Here is a 14967-nt window from a genome sequence, read left to right as displayed (position 1 = left end):
GACCCGCGGCCCCTGCTGAAAAAGAAAAGAGCACTCAGGGCTGCTCGCTCCTTGGCGGGTCTGCGCCGCGCTAACATGGGGGCACGGCCTGCTTCGCGGTCAACATTATTCAAGGAGTTTTTGTGCGATCCATTTTCTTTGCCGGCGTTTTGTCTCTCTGTGTTTTACCCGCTGCCTGGGCGCAAACTGATGCGGCTGCAGCTGCGGCCGCGAAGGAGACTGGTGCGTCCGTCACGGCCAGCGGGCTGGTTTACCGCTCGCTGAAAGACGGCAGCGGCGCCAGCCCGGCGGCCACGGATACCGTCAAGGTGCACTACCGCGGCAGCTTTCCCGACGGCCGCGAGTTCGACAGCTCTTATTCCCGCAACGAGCCGACGGAGTTTCCGCTGAACCGCGTGATCGCCTGCTGGACCGAAGGCGTGCAGAAAATGAAGGTTGGCGGCAAAGCCAAGCTGACCTGCCCGGCGGCGATTGCCTACGGCTCGCGCGGCGCGGGCAGCGTGATTCCGCCGAATGCCACGCTGCAGTTCGAGATTGAACTGCTTTCGGTGAAGTAGCCCCCACGCTTTTCACTTCGCCTTCGGCTGCGTGTAATGCACTGCCCCCCGAGGGGGCCGCTGCGCCTGCGGACTGGCAGAGCCAGATCCGCGGCCCCTGCTTGAATTAGAGGCTTCCGCTCGCTCGCTGTTCCCGAGCAACATCAGCCTTGCAGGCCGGCGGTGATCTCATAAGACCGCAGGCGCGCCTTGTGGTCGAAGATCTGTGAAGTGATCATCAGCTCGTCGGCGCCGGTGCGGGCAACAAAAGCCTCCAGCGCGCGGCGCACCGTGGCCGGAGCGCCTATGGCCGAGCACGACAGGGTCTGCTCCAGAATCGCGCGCTCAGGGGGCGTCAATCGCTCTTCATATCCAGCTATCGGCGGCTGCAAACGCGAGGGCCGGCCGCTGCGCAGATTGACAAAAGCCTGCTGCATGGAAGACGACAGCAGCTGCGCCTGCTCGTCGCTGTCGGCCGCAAACACGTTGAAACCCAGCATCACGTAAGGACGTGCCAACTGTGCCGACGGCCGGAAGCGGCTGCGATACACCTCCATGGCCTGCATCATCTGCGCGGGCGCGAAATGCGAGGCAAAAGCAAATGGCAAGCCGAGCTGGGCCGCCAGCTGCGCGCCGAACAGGCTGGAACCGAGAATCCACACCGGCACCTTCAGCCCGGCGCCAGGCACGGCGCGCACACGCTGGCCCTCGGACACCGGCTCGAAGTAATTCATCAGCTCCACCACATCCTGCGGAAACTCGTCGGGGTTGGCGTTCAGGTCGCGCCGCAACGCCCGCGCGGTCGCCTGGTCCGAGCCTGGCGCCCGTCCCAGCCCCAGGTCGATGCGGCCGGGAAACAACGATTCGAGCGTGCCGAATTGCTCGGCAATCACCAGTGGCGAATGGTTGGGCAGCATGATGCCGCCGGCACCGACCCGGATGCGCGAGGTGCCACCGGCCACATGCGCCATGACGACGGCCGTGGCGGCACTGGCAATGCCGGCCATGCCATGGTGCTCGGCCAGCCAGTAGCGCTGGTAGCCCCAGCGTTCGGCGTGTTGCGCCAGGTCGAGGGTATTGCGCAGGGATTGCGCGGCGTCGCCGCCCTCCACGATGGGGGAGAGGTCCAGAACGGAAAAGGGGATCATGCTTGGGTAGATGGGTCAGGTTGGCGCATTGTCAATGCCAGTGCAGTCTAGGCAATGGGCCGCCCAGGCGCAGGGCCTTTCCACTTTGGCCCCGACGCCGGCCGGGGCATCGCAACCCGCGTGACACAGGGAGGTTTCCGTGTGTAGGCAGACGGTGTACGATTTCCCGGCCCAGCCCTTCCTTCTCGAAAGTGTTTATGCACCCCAACGAACAAACCCTGGAAAAGTTCTACAGCGCCTTTGCGCGCCTGGACTCGGACAGCATGGCCCAGTGTTATGCGGCCGATGCGTCTTTCGACGACGAGGTGTTTTCGCTGCGTGGACATGAACAGGTCACGGGTATGTGGCACATGCTGTGCGATGCCACCCAGGCCAAAGGCCGCGATGTGTGGAAGCTGCAATACAGCGGCATCCGCGCCGACGCGGACAGCGGCCAGGCGCACTGGGAGGCAGACTACCGCTTCAGCGCCACCGGCCGCATGGTGCACAACGTCATCGACGGGCGTTTCAGCTTCACCCCGCAGGGGCTGATAGCCACGCACCGCGACCGTTTCAACTTCTGGGCCTGGTCGCGCCAGGCGCTGGGCACGCCCGGCCTGCTGCTGGGCTGGACGCCGTTCCTGCGCAGCAAGGTGCGTGCAACTGCCGCCGCCAACCTGCAGAAATCCTTGGCTGGCCGACAACAGAAAGGGCGCTGAGCATGGCCTCTACATTGCCTGACACCTGGTTTGAAGGCTTTGAAGCACGCGACTTCGAAGTCAACGGCACTTCCATTTTTGCCCGTTATGGCGGCAATATCGCGGGCCCGACCCTGCTCCTGCTGCACGGCTTTCCGCAATGCCACGTGATGTGGCACCGCGTGGCGCAGGCCCTGCAGGCTCGCTTCTTCCTGGTGCTGCCTGACCTGCGCGGTTATGGTGACTCGTCCAAAGTGGCGGGCCTGCCCGACCACAGCAACTACAGCAAACGCAACATGGCGCAGGACGCCCTGGCCGTGATGGACGCACTGGGCCGCGGCAATTTCTTCCTGTGCGGCCACGACCGCGGCGGGCGGGTGGCGCACCGCCTGGCCGTGGACCACCCCGGCCGCGTGGACAAGCTCTGCCTGATCGACATCGCGCCCACGCTGGACATGTACAACGCCACCGACATGCGTTTCGCCACGGCCTACTACCACTGGTTCCACCTGATCCAGCCCAACCCGCTGCCCGAAACCATGATTGGCGGCAACGCCGTGGCCTACCTGCATGCCAAGCTGGGCGGATGGGGCAGCCGTGGCCTGAGCTACATCGAACCCGAGGCGCTGATCGAGTACGAGCGATGCTTCTGCACCCCCGAAGCGATTCACGCTGCCTGCGAAGACTACCGCGCCAGCGCCGGCATCGACCTGGTGCACGACCGCGAGAGCCGGGCGCGCGGCGACAAGATCGCCTGCGACACCCACGTGCTCTGGGGCGAACGCGGTGTGGTGCACCAGATGTTCGAGCCGCTCGCGCTGTGGCAGGCCCAATGCGCCGGCATTGTCAGCGGCCAGCCCCTGCCTGCCGGACATTTCATTCCTGAAGAGCTGCCGCTGGAAACGGCACACGCCCTGGCTCAATATTTCGAGGAACCATGACGCACTACACCGCTGAAGTTTTATGGCTGCGCAACGAGGGCGACTTTGCGGGCAACCGCTACAGCCGCCGACACCTGCTGCGTTTTGACGGCGGCCTGGAAGTGCCGGGCTCGTCCTCGCCGCATGTGGTACCGCTGCCCATGTCCGATGCCTCCGCGCTGGACCCCGAAGAGGCTTTCGTGGCCTCACTGTCCAGCTGCCACATGCTTTGGTTTCTGTCGATTGCGGCCAAACGCAAGTTCTGCGTGGACCGCTATTTCGACGCCGCAGAAGGGGTCATGGAGAAAAATGCCGAAGGGAAGGTGGCCATGACTGTTGTCACGCTGCGGCCCAATGTGGAGTTTTCCGGCGAGCACCTGCCGACCCGCGAAGAGCTGGACCGCCTGCACCATGAGGCGCACGACGCCTGCTTCATTGCCAACTCGGTCAAAACCGAGGTGCGCTGCGAGCCGGTGTACGGCGCGCCGGCATGAGTGGTCTGTCCGGTGGCCTGCAAGGCACCGGCACTTGGATGGCGTCTTGCGCAGCCGCCGCCATTCTGACCTGCGCCTTTCCGCCATCAGCAACGGCACAGGAGAGCCAGTGCTACGGCGAAATCAACAGGGGGCGCATCGAAGGCTCGGTGCAGGTTTCACCCAAGGGGCCGAACTTCCAGGTCATCGGCTGGAGCGGCGCAGCCCGCCGCACCTTTGCGCATTCGGCCGTGAAGAAAATTCTGGAGCAGGCCTATGCGGCCACCGCTGAAGTGATTCCGGATTCGGTTTTCCTGATCGGCGAGACAGGGCTGGCGGACGGAGGCCCAATCACGAATCACCACACCCACCAACGCGGCACGTCGGTGGATCTGTTCGTGCCCGCAAAAGATGCGGACGGCAAGCGTGTGCTGATCCCCAGCCGGCTCGACAACGGCTTTGGCTACAAGTCCCGCTTTGGCGCCGACGGAAAGTCTGCCGACCATTCCGTCATCATCGACTTTGAAGCGCTCGCTGAACTCATCTACCAGTTGAGCGAGACCGCCAGGAAAAATGGCTACGGCATCGACCGGGTCATTCTCGTGCGCGAGCTGCAGCTCAAACTTTTCGGCACCCGGCATGGTTCGTATCTCCGGTGGAAGGTCAACTTCTGGGACGACCCTGGCGCACGCCACGACAACCACATCCATGTCGACTTTGCCATTCCTTGCAAGCCGCTTTGATGCGCCGTTCAGCAGGCTATTCGCGCAAAATGACGATTTCAGCAACCGCATTTATCTTCAACCTCACTGCCTTCCAAAATGACCTCTCCTCTTCGCATACGTCCGATTGAACAAACCGACTTCCCGGCCTGGACACCGCTCTGGGACGGCTACAACGCCTTTTATGGCCGTAAGGAGGAGACCGCGCTGGCACCCGCAATCACGCAGGCCACCTGGCAACGCTTCTTCGATCCGGGCGAGCCTGTCTTTGCCCTAGTGGCTGAACGTGACGGCCAGTTGCTCGGGCTGACGCATTACCTGTTTCACCGCAGCACCACCCGCATCGAGCTAACCTGCTACCTGCAGGACCTGTTCACCGATCCAGCCGTCCGTGGTCATGGCGTCGGTCGCGCGTTGATCCAGGGTGTGTACGAGCAGGCAAAGGCTGCGAACATCAAGCGGGTGTACTGGCAGACCCACACCACCAATTCAGCCGGCCGGCTGCTTTATGACAAGGTTGCCCAGCACCTGGGGTTCATTGTTTATTCGCAGGAGGTTTGACAAACGCCGCAACCTGCATCAGCTCGCTATGAATTAGATAGCTGATTGCGCCCGTATTCATTGGGTCAACGGCAAAACCCCCTTATCAACTTGCTCAACCTGCACGTTGAAAACGCAAAAAAAAGTGAGGATTACGGTTTAAATTACGCGGGTGTCATCCAGAATTTGTCCATCTCACTACGGAGCAAAGGCATGAAGAAAACTTACCACGGCAGCTGCCACTGCGGCGCAGTACGCTACGAAGCAGACATCGACTTGAGCACCGGCACGGGAAAGTGCAATTGCTCCATCTGTACAAAGACGAGGAACTGGGGCATCACTATCAAGCCCGCTGATTTCCGCCTGCTTTCTGGCGAGTCCGATCTGAGCGATTACCAGTTTGGGACACACAGTGCGCATCACCTGTTCTGCAAACATTGCGGTGTTCGCCCGTTTGGCCGCGGATACATCGAGCAAATCGGCGGAGACTATGTCTCCATCCAGGTGGGCACGCTGGACGATGCACCACCCGAGGAACTTCTGCAAGCGCCTGTCAAGTTCGCCAATGGGCGGGACAACAGCTGGTGGACAGAGCCAGCGGAGACGAGGCACCTGTAGGCCGTACCCAGAGTGAGTCCCGTGGGTTGCGGCGATCCGCTACAAAATAGATAGCTGCTTGCGCCCGTATTTATTGGGCAAAAGGCCAAAACATTCATTGATCTGCCCAATTACCGCATCAGAGACTGCAATTGAGAATTTGCGGTGTTTCGCAAAGTTTTTATGCCTGTATGAGTTTGCAGCCTGATACGGTAAAACCCAACAACCACGCCATTTGCAGGAGTTTTTGATGCCCAGGTTAAACCGCAGCCGCCAAGTTATACCGCAGGGTTTGCGGTATAAATTTCGTTAGGCAGCACAAAGACCACCATGCAGCGCGAAGATTTCCTTCCCTACGCAAGAATGCCGGACTTTGTAAACGCTGTTTGCACCGGTGCTTCGGCGATTTATGAGGAATATTCAGAGTTTGAAACTCCGACTCGGATATTTCACTCGGAAGAAGAGCTGACTGCTTTCATAGTTGCAGGCCGTGGGAACGGAAAGAACTACTACACACTTGTGGCTCACTACGACGGCACGGGCGGATCAGCACGCACCCGACGATTTGATCTGGTTCCAGAAAAGTGCAACGGTGCAAAGTGGCGGGAGAAGACTGAGGGCTGGGGCTTGGTATCCGTCCAACTCACTTGCCAAGAAGATGGTTGGGCAAAGTGCAGCGTCTCTGCAAACTCGCAGAAACGTGCTGCAGCTTGGGCGGTCACAATGAGGGATCGCCTCGGGTCGCCAGATGATTGGAACTGGCCAATAGTGGAGAAACATGCACGAAGACTCATACGAAAGCTCCGCAGTGCCGCCTAACACGTCGGCCCACACAGACACACAGCAGCAGGTTGCCGCTGCGCGGCAGTTGCTGCGTGCTGGTGGCCTCCAACGTTGAGGTTGTGAAAAAACTCTGACCAAGGGATTGACCGCATGCGCATGGAAAAATCGACCTCTCAGATCGCTCTCTATCGAACGATCACGGCATCGGCAAGGGTAAAGGGATCCCCGAAAATGGCGGTTTTGCTTGAGCGCGCAGTTTTTTTACAACCTCGTTAGCCCTCTCAAGGAACCTGCATGCTGAAGCTCTATCGTTTTTCTGCCTCCAAGAAGGAGTATTGGGAAACTTGGGAAGACAGTAGCGATGCCCACACAGTTCATTGGGGCGAGCTGGGTACACGGGGGACCTCGAGGACCGTGACGTCAACTCGCACGATGCCCGCGACCAGCGTCATTCAAAGAGAGATTGATGATCGCGTGTCCGAGGGGTTTGCGCCGTTCGAACCGGAGGAGCACACCACGCTCATGATCGAGTACACCATCGAAGGAATGGGTTCAAAGGCAGACGTCGAGAAGAGGCACCGGCTCGAAGATCGCATGAATGAGACCCTTGGTTGGACAGGCCTCGGAGCGTGCGATGGTGGAAGCATCGGAAGCGGAACCATGGAGGTCTGCTGTTTCGTTGCCGATTTCGAACTTGCGCAACGTGTAGTTGCAGAAGACCTACGAGGCACGGAGTTCGAGAACTTTACACGCATTTACGACGAGAATGCCGAGCGAGAGAGGCGGCTAACCCCTCCATCGAGCGGTCATCCGTAGAGCGCACGAAGAACATCCAACTTTCGACGGTGCCAACGCCCTCACCCCGCCCCATGACACTTCTTGTATTTCTTCCCGCTGCCGCAGGGACACAAGTCATTGCGGCCGGGCGCAGCCTCTTTGTGCACCGTCGCCACCTTGGCGCCAAAGCTGCGCCAGAAACCGCGCAGGTCGTACACCGCCCACAGCGCTTCGCCGAATTGTTCCAGCCGCGCTTCGCTGGCGCTGGGCGCAGCGTCTTCGCCCAGCATGGGCATTTCCATCGGTCCCGGGTCGTCGTCGGTCAGCTCGATGAGGGCGCCCAGCGCTGTATCGAGCGCCTCCACGGCCTGCTTGTCTTTGGCTTCCTGGCGCGAGAGGGCCCATTCGTCGGGCCAGGATTCGACGGCGTACATGAAGCCCAGCGCCCACACCTGTGCAAAAGAGGGCACGCTGGCCATGTCGATGTCTTTGCGCTCTTCTTCGGGGAGCTGGGCCAGCATGCCGCGCATGTCGCCGACCTGTGGGTAGAAGGCGCGTTCATCCTGCAGGCTCTTCACGTCTTCATCCAGCGCGCGGCAGATGTCCTGGTAGCGGCGTTCCCACAAGTCCATGAATTGCGCACGCTGTTCGTCGCTGGCAAACAGTTGCTTCGCGGCAGCTTCATCTTCGGCGCCTTCAAAGTCCAGCAGCACGGCCATGTATTCGTCGGACGGGATCTCCCGCCGCGTGCAGGCCAGCGCGGCCATGAAGCCCTCGCAGAACTCCCACTGCGGGGTTTCTTCCTCGCGGCTGCGCAGGTCGTCAAGAATGTTGTCCAGCGTCTCGAAATCTTCGGGAGCCAGGGCGCCCGGGAAAGGGGTGTCGGGTGGGGAAAGGGCGTCTGTCATGGGGTGTCCGCAGTGTTTTAACTCGTATGATCGGCAGTGTAGCCGCAGGCCCCCGAGCGGGGGGCCGACGCCAGGCTGACCGACCCATCCCGACTGCAGAGGTTTGCATGCTTGATCGTTTCAATGCGGTGTACCCGATCCGTTACACCGTCCTCGCGTTGTGCGTAGCCGGTTTTGCGGCAAGCCTGGTCATGCTCTTGGTGACGGGCCAAGGCTGGCCAGCCCTGCTGCTGTCTGGCGTGCTTGCCGGCGTGGGTCTGCACGATATCCGGCAGACCAAAAGCTCCATCCTGCGCAATTACCCGGTGATGGGCCACCTGCGTTTCATGCTGGAGTTCATCCGCCCGGAGATGCGCCAATACTTCATCGAAAGCGACGCAGAGGCGGCGCCGTTTTCGCGCTCGCAACGTTCGCTGGTGTACCAGCGCGCCAAAGGTGAGCTGGACAACCGGCCTTTTGGCACGCAGCTGGACGTGAGCAGGCATGGCTACGAATGGATCAACCATTCGGTGCAGCCCACCCACATTGCCTCGCACGACTTTCGCATCACCATCGGGCCGACAACGGCTCAGCCTTACAGCGCGAGTATCTTCAATATCTCGGCCATGAGTTTTGGCGCGCTTTCGGCGCCGGCCATTTTGGCGCTCAACAGCGGCGCCAAACGCGGCGGCTTTGCGCATGACACGGGCGAGGGCTCCATCTCGCAGCACCATCGCGTGCATGGTGGTGACCTGATCTGGGAAATCGGCTCGGGTTATTTCGGCTGCCGCAATGACGACGGCAGCTTCAGTGCGGAGCGTTTCACAACCAGCGCGAGCCAGCCTCAGGTCAAGATGATTGAACTCAAGCTGAGCCAGGGCGCCAAGCCCGGGCACGGCGGCATTTTGCCGGGCGCCAAGGTGACCCCGGAAATTGCGGCGGCGCGGGGTGTGCCGGCCGGCAAGGACTGCGTGTCACCCTCGTCGCACAGCGCGTTTTCAACACCGGCCGAAATGATGCATTTCATCGCCCGGCTGCGCGAGCTCTCGGGCGGCAAGCCCACCGGTTTCAAGTTCTGCATCGGCCACCCGTGGGAATGGTTTGCCATGGTCAAGGCCATGCTGGAGACCGGCATCACGCCGGACTTCATCGTCGTCGACGGGGCCGAGGGAGGCACAGGCGCCGCGCCTCTGGAGTTCACCGACCACGTGGGCGCGCCGGTACAGGAAGGGCTGCTGCTGGTGCACAACACCTTGCTGGGCGTGGGTCTGCGCAGCAAGATCAGTCTGGGCAGCGCGGGCAAGATCATCAGCGCCTTTGACATTGCACGCATGATGGCGCTGGGCGCCGACTGGTGCAACTCCGGGCGGGCCTTCATGTTCGCGCTGGGCTGCATCCAGGCGCAGACTTGCCACACCGGCAACTGCCCGACCGGCGTGACCACGCAGGACCCGCTGAGGCAAAAGGCGCTGATCGTGCCAGACAAGGCCGAACGTGTCTGGCGCTTTCACCAGAGCACGCTCAAGGCGCTGAAAGAAATCCTGGAAGCGGCAGGCCTGCGCCACACCGGCGACCTGACCGCACACCACATCGTGCGACGCATCAACGACACCGAGGTGCGCCTGCTGTCGAACCTGGTGCTGCATGTGAAAGAAGGTTCGCTGCTGACCGATCTGGACAGCCAGCACCAGGTGTTCAAGCTTTACTGGCCACTGGCCAGCGCACACAGCTTTGCGGTGACTACACCACCAGAGAAAGCTTCCAGCCCTTCCCGCCCCTTGCCAGTCGCCACTTGAGCTCCAGGTTTCAAACCGGGCTTGCTATCTTAGTAATAGCTGACTGCGCCCGCACATCAAGAGCCAACAGCCTTTTTTGCATGGAAAGAACGGCTTGGTCCTTGCTGAGCAACCAGGCCTTGTGCGCCACCGCGAGGTCGATGAATTTCTGGTCGTCTGCGTCGCTGCAGGTCACGGCGGCTTTGGCGGCCACCGGCGCCAGGCGCGCATGCCGGTCAAACCCGGCCAGCACGCCGGCGGCATCGAGCTTGTAGAAAGCCAGCCGCGGAATGATTTGCGGGTAAGCCAGCACACGCTCCAGCTCGTCGCGCATGGGCAGCGTGGCGATCCAGTCCAGCGCACCGGCTTCCAGCGCCTGACACACGGGCAGTGCGGCGGGGTCACGAAAAACAAACACGTCCAGGACGATGTTGGTGTCGAGCACCGCGCAGTCGCCGGTGCGTGCGGGCGTGTCCATTCAGGAAGCGGCCGCGGGCTTTTTCTCGCGCGCCGAGCCGGCCACCATGTCGAAGCGGAACAGGCGGCATTCGATGGGGCCGTTCCACATCGGCACGCGGCGTGACTCCTTGAGCCGCATCTTTTGCGGCAGCTTCATGTCGGGTGTCAGCACATGGGCTGTCCAGCCGGCGTAGTTTTTCTTCCAGTGGCTGGCCAGCTGGGGGAAGAAGTCGGCGGCCTGCTCGCCGCTGTCCGTCAGCGCCTGTTCGCGGCCCGGGTTGGCACCCCGGTCGCGGCGCGGTGCAGCGCCTGACTCATCGCGGTCATCGCCTTGGCCTTGAGCCAGGGGCTGGCCGAACTCATCAATAGCCTCGCCCTGGAATTGCGTGGTGCGGCGCTGGTCCCGGCCTTGCACGGCCGGGATGCCGGCCACACCGGCCACGTCGATACGTTCGCCATACGGCGGGTTGACCAGCATCACCCCAGAAGGCGCGGGCGGCATGCGCTGCAGCGCGTCGCCGCCGCGCAGTTGCACGGCGCCGGCCACGCCTGCGCGTTCGGCATTGCGCTGGGCAAAGTCGACCATGCGGAAAGACACATCGCTGCCGAAGACTGGCGCCATCGGTTCGGTGATGGCGGCCTCGGCCTGGTCCAGCAGGCCTTCCCACACATGCGGCTGGAAAGGCACGAATTTTTCAAAGGCAAAACGCCGGCCCATGCCGGCCGCAATGTTGCGGGCGACCTGCGCCGCCTCGATGACGATGGTGCCGGACCCGCAACAGGGGTCGTACAGCGGCACACCCTGTTTGCACAGGCCTGCCTCACCGCTCCAGCCGCTGGCGGCCAGCATGGCGGCGGCCAGGGTTTCCTTGAGCGGCGCGTCGCCCTTGTCCTCGCGCCAGCCGCGCTTGAACAGGGGCTCGCCCGAGGTGTCGATGTACAGCGTCACCGTGTCCGTCGTCAGGTGGGCGTAGATGCGCACATCGGGCCAGCGAGTGTCCACGTCAGGACGCACATCGTACTTGTCACGGAAGCGGTCGGCAATCGCGTCCTTGATCTTGAGCGCGGCGAAGTTCAGGCTGGTCAGCGGGCTGTGCTGCGCGGTGATCTCGACCTTGAAAGTCTGTTTGGGCGTGAACCAGATCTCCCAGGCCACGGCAGCAGCCGCGTTGTACAGGTCCTGCTCGCTGCGGTAGCTGTTGTGCTGCAGCTCGATGAGCACGCGCTGGCTCAAGCGGCTGTGCAGGTTGAGCTGCAATGCATCGCGCCAGGAGCCCGTAACCTGCACGCCTGCGCGCCAGGCTTTGCCAGTGCTGCCGGTGATGCGCTTGACCTCGGCGGCCAGCAGCTCTTCAACACCGGCGGCGCAGGGAAGAAAAAGTTGGAGTTGGTTCATGGGTCATTCTTTCCCGTGGATTCCGAAGACGTTTCGACAGGCTCAACGCGAACGGAATTTTCCGATGGGTTTACAGAGACTTGCGCAGGTTGGCCGGCGCAATACGCAGGGCTTCGCGGTATTTGGCGACCGTACGGCGCGCGCATTCAATGCCTTGCTCCTTGAGCATCTCGGAGATCTGGTTGTCGCTGAGCGGCTTTTTCAGGCTTTCGGATGCCACAAACTGCTTGATCAACGCACGCACCGCGGTGCTCGACGCATTGCCGCCGGTTTCTGTACCCAGCGCCGAGCCGAAGAAATATTTGAGCTCGAAAGTGCCGAAGGGCGTGCTCATGTATTTGGCCGTTGTCACACGCGAGATGGTGGACTCGTGCAGGCCCAGCTCGTCGGCGATCTCGCGCAGTACCAGCGGCCGCATGGCGAGTTCGCCGTGCGTGAAGAAGTTTTTCTGCCGCTCGACAATCGCGCTGCTCACGCGCAGGATGGTGTCAAAGCGCTGCTGGATGTTCTTGATGAACCAGCGTGCCTCCTGCAGGCGCTGCTGCAGCGCCGCCCCGCCCTGGCCCTTGTTCTGCTTGAGGGCGTTGGCGTAGATGTCGTGCACACGCAGACGCGGCATCACGTCGCTGTTGAGCGAGACCTTGAAGCCGCGGCCGGATTTCACCACCAGCACATCAGGCACCACCAGGTTGCGCTCGACATTGACAAACCGCCGGCCCGGCTTGGGGTCGAGCCGGCCGATCAGGGCAATCGCACCCTTGATCACATTTTCGGCAAACCCGCAGAGCTGGGCCAGCCGTTTGAAGTCACGCTTGGCAAGCAGTTCCATGGGCTGTTTGCACATGGCCATGGCGGCGCGGGTTTCGTCGCAGTCCTTGCAGTCCAGCAGTTGCAGGCCCAGACATTCGGCGAGGTTGCGCGCGCCAACGCCTGCGGGCTCCATGTGGTGCAGCAGCTTGAGCGCCACGGCGAACTCATGCTCGAGCTGCTCCAGCTGTTCGAGATCATCCCCCGCCAGGCCGGCAGCCAGCAAGGGCAGGCCGTCTTCCAGGTAACCGTCGTCGTTGAGCGATTCGATCAGGAAATGCAGCGCGGCACGACCCTCCTCACTCAGACGCAATGACAGCGCCTGACGGTGCAGATAGTCTTGCAGCGACTCCTGCTGGCGTGCCAGCTCGGTGGCATCAACGTCGCTCTCGTCGTTGTTGTTCTTGCGCGGCGTGGCGTCGCCACCCCACTCGTTGTCGTCCGGCGCGGTGTCCACACTGCCGTCGCCCTCCCAGCTTTCCTCGAGCTTGGCTTCGCTGCTCGGCTCAGCATCATTTTGACTTGCAGCCCCCGTGTCTTCTGGGCTACTTGCTATGGAATCTGTAGTGGATTCAAACTCCCGCGTTTCCAGGCTGACCGGTGTATCAACCTGACCCAGACCAAAGTCTTCACGCGGCGCCGCTTCTTCAGCCAGCTCGAGAAAAGGATTTTCGTCGAGCATCTGCTCGACCTCCTGGCTCAGCTCCAGCGTGGACAGCTGCAGCAGGCGGATCGACTGCTGCAGCTGGGGCGTGAGCGCCAGATGCTGCGAAACGCGAAGGGAGAGCCCTTGCTTCATGACACCCCCTTAAGCTCGCGAGAACGCGGATTGGGATGTATTAACCAAGCGGGGGCCGCGCAACCGGCTTAGCCGGGGCGCAGGCGCCGCCCCCTGCAGGGGGGAGGGAGCTACACGCAGTGAGCGACAACGGGGGAGAGGCATTTTTTCGCCGGGCCGCCCCAAGAAAAAATAGACCCCCTCGGGGGGCAGAGAGCTACACGCAGAGAGCGAACGTGGGGGCCACATAGTCACATTTTGAAGTGCTCACCGAGATAGACCCGGCGCACGTCAGCGTTGTTCACGATTTCAGAAGGCGTGCCTGTCGCCAGCACATGGCCGTCGCTGATGATGCAGGCGTGGTCGCAGATGCCCAGGGTTTCGCGCACGTTGTGGTCGGTGATGAGCACGCCGATGCCGCGGGACTTGAGGAAGCCAATGATGCGCTGGATCTCGATCACCGCAATCGGGTCAATGCCGGCAAAAGGCTCATCCAGCAGGATGAAGCGCGGCTGCGTGGCCAGCGCGCGGGCAATCTCGACGCGGCGGCGCTCGCCGCCAGACAACGCCGGCGCCGGGGAATCGCGTAGATGGTCCACACGCAGATCCTGCAGCAGGGTGTCCAGGCGCTCCTTGATCACGGCCGCGCTCAGTGGCTTGCCGGCCTCGTCGGTCTGCAGTTCCAGCACGGCGCGCACGTTTTCTTCAACGCTCAGCTTGCGGAAAATCGAGGCTTCCTGCGGCAGGTAACTCAAGCCCAGGCGCGAGCGCTTGTGAATCGGCATGTGCTCGATGGACAGGCCGTCGATGGTGATCTCGCCGGCATCGGCGCGTACCAACCCGACGATCATGTAAAACGAAGTCGTTTTACCGGCGCCATTCGGGCCGAGTAAACCAACCACTTCGCCTTTTTGCACAGTGAGGGACACGTCCCTGACGACCTGGCGGCTTCCGTATGATTTTTGCAGGCCGGTAGCGACCAGGCGGCTGACGGGAGCGGTTTCCGGGGACACTTCCATGGGGGCTTGCTTACTTCTTGTCATCGCCCAGCGTGGTGCTGGGCCGTAAATTGGGAGAGGGGCCGGCAGGCGGCGCTGCTGCAGGTACACCCGGCGCCGACGCCTTGTTGCGCGGCGCCAGCAAGGCGCGAATGCGCCCGGTCGGGTTGGCGGCTGTCTTGCTTTGCGGGCCGCTGTCAACGGTAAACACGTCGGTCGGGTTGTCGTAAACAATCAGGTCGCCGGTGGTTTCATCGGCCAGCGCGGCACCGACATAACGGCGCAACACCGCGCGCCGAATGAATTTGACGGTGTCGGCGCGGCTGTCGTATTCGATTCTTTCGCCTTCCCCTTCGATGTATTCGTCCACGAGGTCGCGTTTCTTGCGGTAAAAAGCCAGCTTGTCTGGCGCCGCAATCACGATAGCGGTCTGGTAACCCTCGGCGTCCTGCTTCACGTCGACCCGGGCCCCGCGAATGATGATGGTGCCTTTGGTAATGACGACGTTGCCAGTGAAAACGCTGGTCTGGTTCAGGTCGTCATACCGCAGCGCGTCGGCCTCGGCATTCATGGGTTTGTCGCGGTCGGCCTTTTCAGCCGAGGCCGGAAAAACCGCCAGAGCCAGGACCAACGTCAATAAACAAACAGGGGGTTTCATAAAGGCACGAATCTTGCTGCTTTTGTTGTGTTGCTT

16 protein-coding genes are annotated in these 14967 nt (G+C 61.9%); 9 read left to right on the top strand and 7 right to left on the bottom strand.

Annotation, left to right across the window (positions count from 1 at the left end; genetic code table 11):
- Positions 1-131 precede the first annotated feature (131 nt).
- Positions 132-557 carry an FKBP-type peptidyl-prolyl cis-trans isomerase gene (locus ABI660_RS07910; RefSeq protein WP_348066674.1) on the top strand — a complete coding sequence of 142 codons (426 nt, stop codon included), beginning with the start codon at positions 132-134 and terminating at the stop codon, positions 555-557.
- A gap of 143 nt (positions 558-700) precedes the next feature.
- Here the strand turns inward: ABI660_RS07910 and ABI660_RS07905 are convergent, their stop codons facing one another.
- Positions 701-1684, bottom strand: a complete 984-nt coding sequence (locus tag ABI660_RS07905; RefSeq protein WP_348066632.1) for an LLM class flavin-dependent oxidoreductase — start codon at positions 1682-1684, stop codon at positions 701-703.
- Positions 1685-1881: 197 nt separating this feature from the next.
- Between ABI660_RS07905 and ABI660_RS07900 the strand changes: the two genes are divergently transcribed.
- The 7 genes from ABI660_RS07900 (at position 1882) to ABI660_RS07870 (ending at position 7212) form a co-directional block, all read left to right on the top strand.
- Positions 1882-2382, top strand: coding sequence for a nuclear transport factor 2 family protein (locus tag ABI660_RS07900; RefSeq protein WP_348066630.1), 501 nt, complete (start codon positions 1882-1884; stop codon positions 2380-2382).
- Between the two features lie 2 nt (positions 2383-2384).
- Positions 2385-3302 carry an alpha/beta hydrolase gene (locus ABI660_RS07895; RefSeq protein ID WP_348066628.1) on the top strand — a complete coding sequence of 306 codons (918 nt, stop codon included), beginning with the start codon at positions 2385-2387 and terminating at the stop codon, positions 3300-3302.
- A complete protein-coding gene (locus tag ABI660_RS07890) occupies positions 3299-3775 on the top strand; it encodes an OsmC family protein (protein ID WP_348066626.1) in 477 nt (158 codons plus the stop codon). Before ABI660_RS07895 ends, ABI660_RS07890 begins: the two co-directional genes overlap by 4 nt.
- On the top strand, positions 3772-4497 hold the full coding sequence (locus ABI660_RS07885; protein WP_348066624.1) for a penicillin-insensitive murein endopeptidase: 726 nt from the start codon (positions 3772-3774) through the stop codon (positions 4495-4497). Before ABI660_RS07890 ends, ABI660_RS07885 begins: the two co-directional genes overlap by 4 nt.
- Positions 4498-4575: 78 nt before the next feature.
- The gene (locus ABI660_RS07880; protein WP_348066622.1) at positions 4576-5037 is read left to right on the top strand and encodes a GNAT family N-acetyltransferase; all 462 of its coding nucleotides are present in this window, start codon (positions 4576-4578) and stop codon (positions 5035-5037) included.
- 192 nt (positions 5038-5229) lie between these two features.
- On the top strand, positions 5230-5634 hold the full coding sequence (locus ABI660_RS07875; protein WP_348066620.1) for a GFA family protein: 405 nt from the start codon (positions 5230-5232) through the stop codon (positions 5632-5634).
- Positions 5635-6690: 1056 nt separating this feature from the next.
- Entirely contained in the window at positions 6691-7212 is a 522-nt protein-coding gene (locus ABI660_RS07870; RefSeq protein ID WP_348066618.1) for a hypothetical protein, read from the top strand.
- A gap of 41 nt (positions 7213-7253) precedes the next feature.
- Here the strand turns inward: ABI660_RS07870 and ABI660_RS07865 are convergent, their stop codons facing one another.
- Positions 7254-8081: a UPF0149 family protein gene (locus ABI660_RS07865; RefSeq protein WP_348066616.1), complete on the bottom strand. Its 828-nt coding sequence runs from the start codon at positions 8079-8081 to the stop codon at positions 7254-7256.
- Positions 8082-8188: 107 nt separating this feature from the next.
- Between ABI660_RS07865 and ABI660_RS07860 the strand changes: the two genes are divergently transcribed.
- Entirely contained in the window at positions 8189-9856 is a 1668-nt protein-coding gene (locus ABI660_RS07860) for an FMN-binding glutamate synthase family protein (RefSeq protein WP_348066614.1), read from the top strand.
- A gap of 10 nt (positions 9857-9866) precedes the next feature.
- Here ABI660_RS07860 and ABI660_RS07855 read toward each other — a convergent pair whose 3' ends face one another.
- From ABI660_RS07855 to lptA, 5 genes are all read right to left on the bottom strand, one after another.
- Positions 9867-10313 carry a PIN domain-containing protein gene (locus tag ABI660_RS07855; RefSeq protein ID WP_348066612.1) on the bottom strand — a complete coding sequence of 149 codons (447 nt, stop codon included), beginning with the start codon at positions 10311-10313 and terminating at the stop codon, positions 9867-9869.
- The gene (locus ABI660_RS07850; RefSeq protein ID WP_348066610.1) at positions 10314-11690 is read right to left on the bottom strand and encodes a THUMP domain-containing protein; all 1377 of its coding nucleotides are present in this window, start codon (positions 11688-11690) and stop codon (positions 10314-10316) included.
- Between the two features lie 70 nt (positions 11691-11760).
- Positions 11761-13296 carry an RNA polymerase factor sigma-54 gene (locus ABI660_RS07845; protein ID WP_348066608.1) on the bottom strand — a complete coding sequence of 512 codons (1536 nt, stop codon included), beginning with the start codon at positions 13294-13296 and terminating at the stop codon, positions 11761-11763.
- Positions 13297-13526: 230 nt separating this feature from the next.
- Positions 13527-14294, bottom strand: a complete 768-nt coding sequence (lptB, locus tag ABI660_RS07840; RefSeq protein WP_348066606.1) for an LPS export ABC transporter ATP-binding protein — start codon at positions 14292-14294, stop codon at positions 13527-13529.
- A 10-nt stretch (positions 14295-14304) separates the two neighbouring features.
- Positions 14305-14931, bottom strand: coding sequence for a lipopolysaccharide transport periplasmic protein LptA (lptA, locus tag ABI660_RS07835; RefSeq protein ID WP_348066604.1), 627 nt, complete (start codon positions 14929-14931; stop codon positions 14305-14307).
- Positions 14932-14967: the final 36 nt, after the last annotated feature.

The organism is Polaromonas sp., assembly GCF_039930745.1.
Lineage (GTDB): Bacteria > Pseudomonadota > Gammaproteobacteria > Burkholderiales > Burkholderiaceae_C > Polaromonas.
Note: the sequence above shows the minus strand (reverse complement) of the source record. Positions and strands in the feature narration are given on the sequence as shown.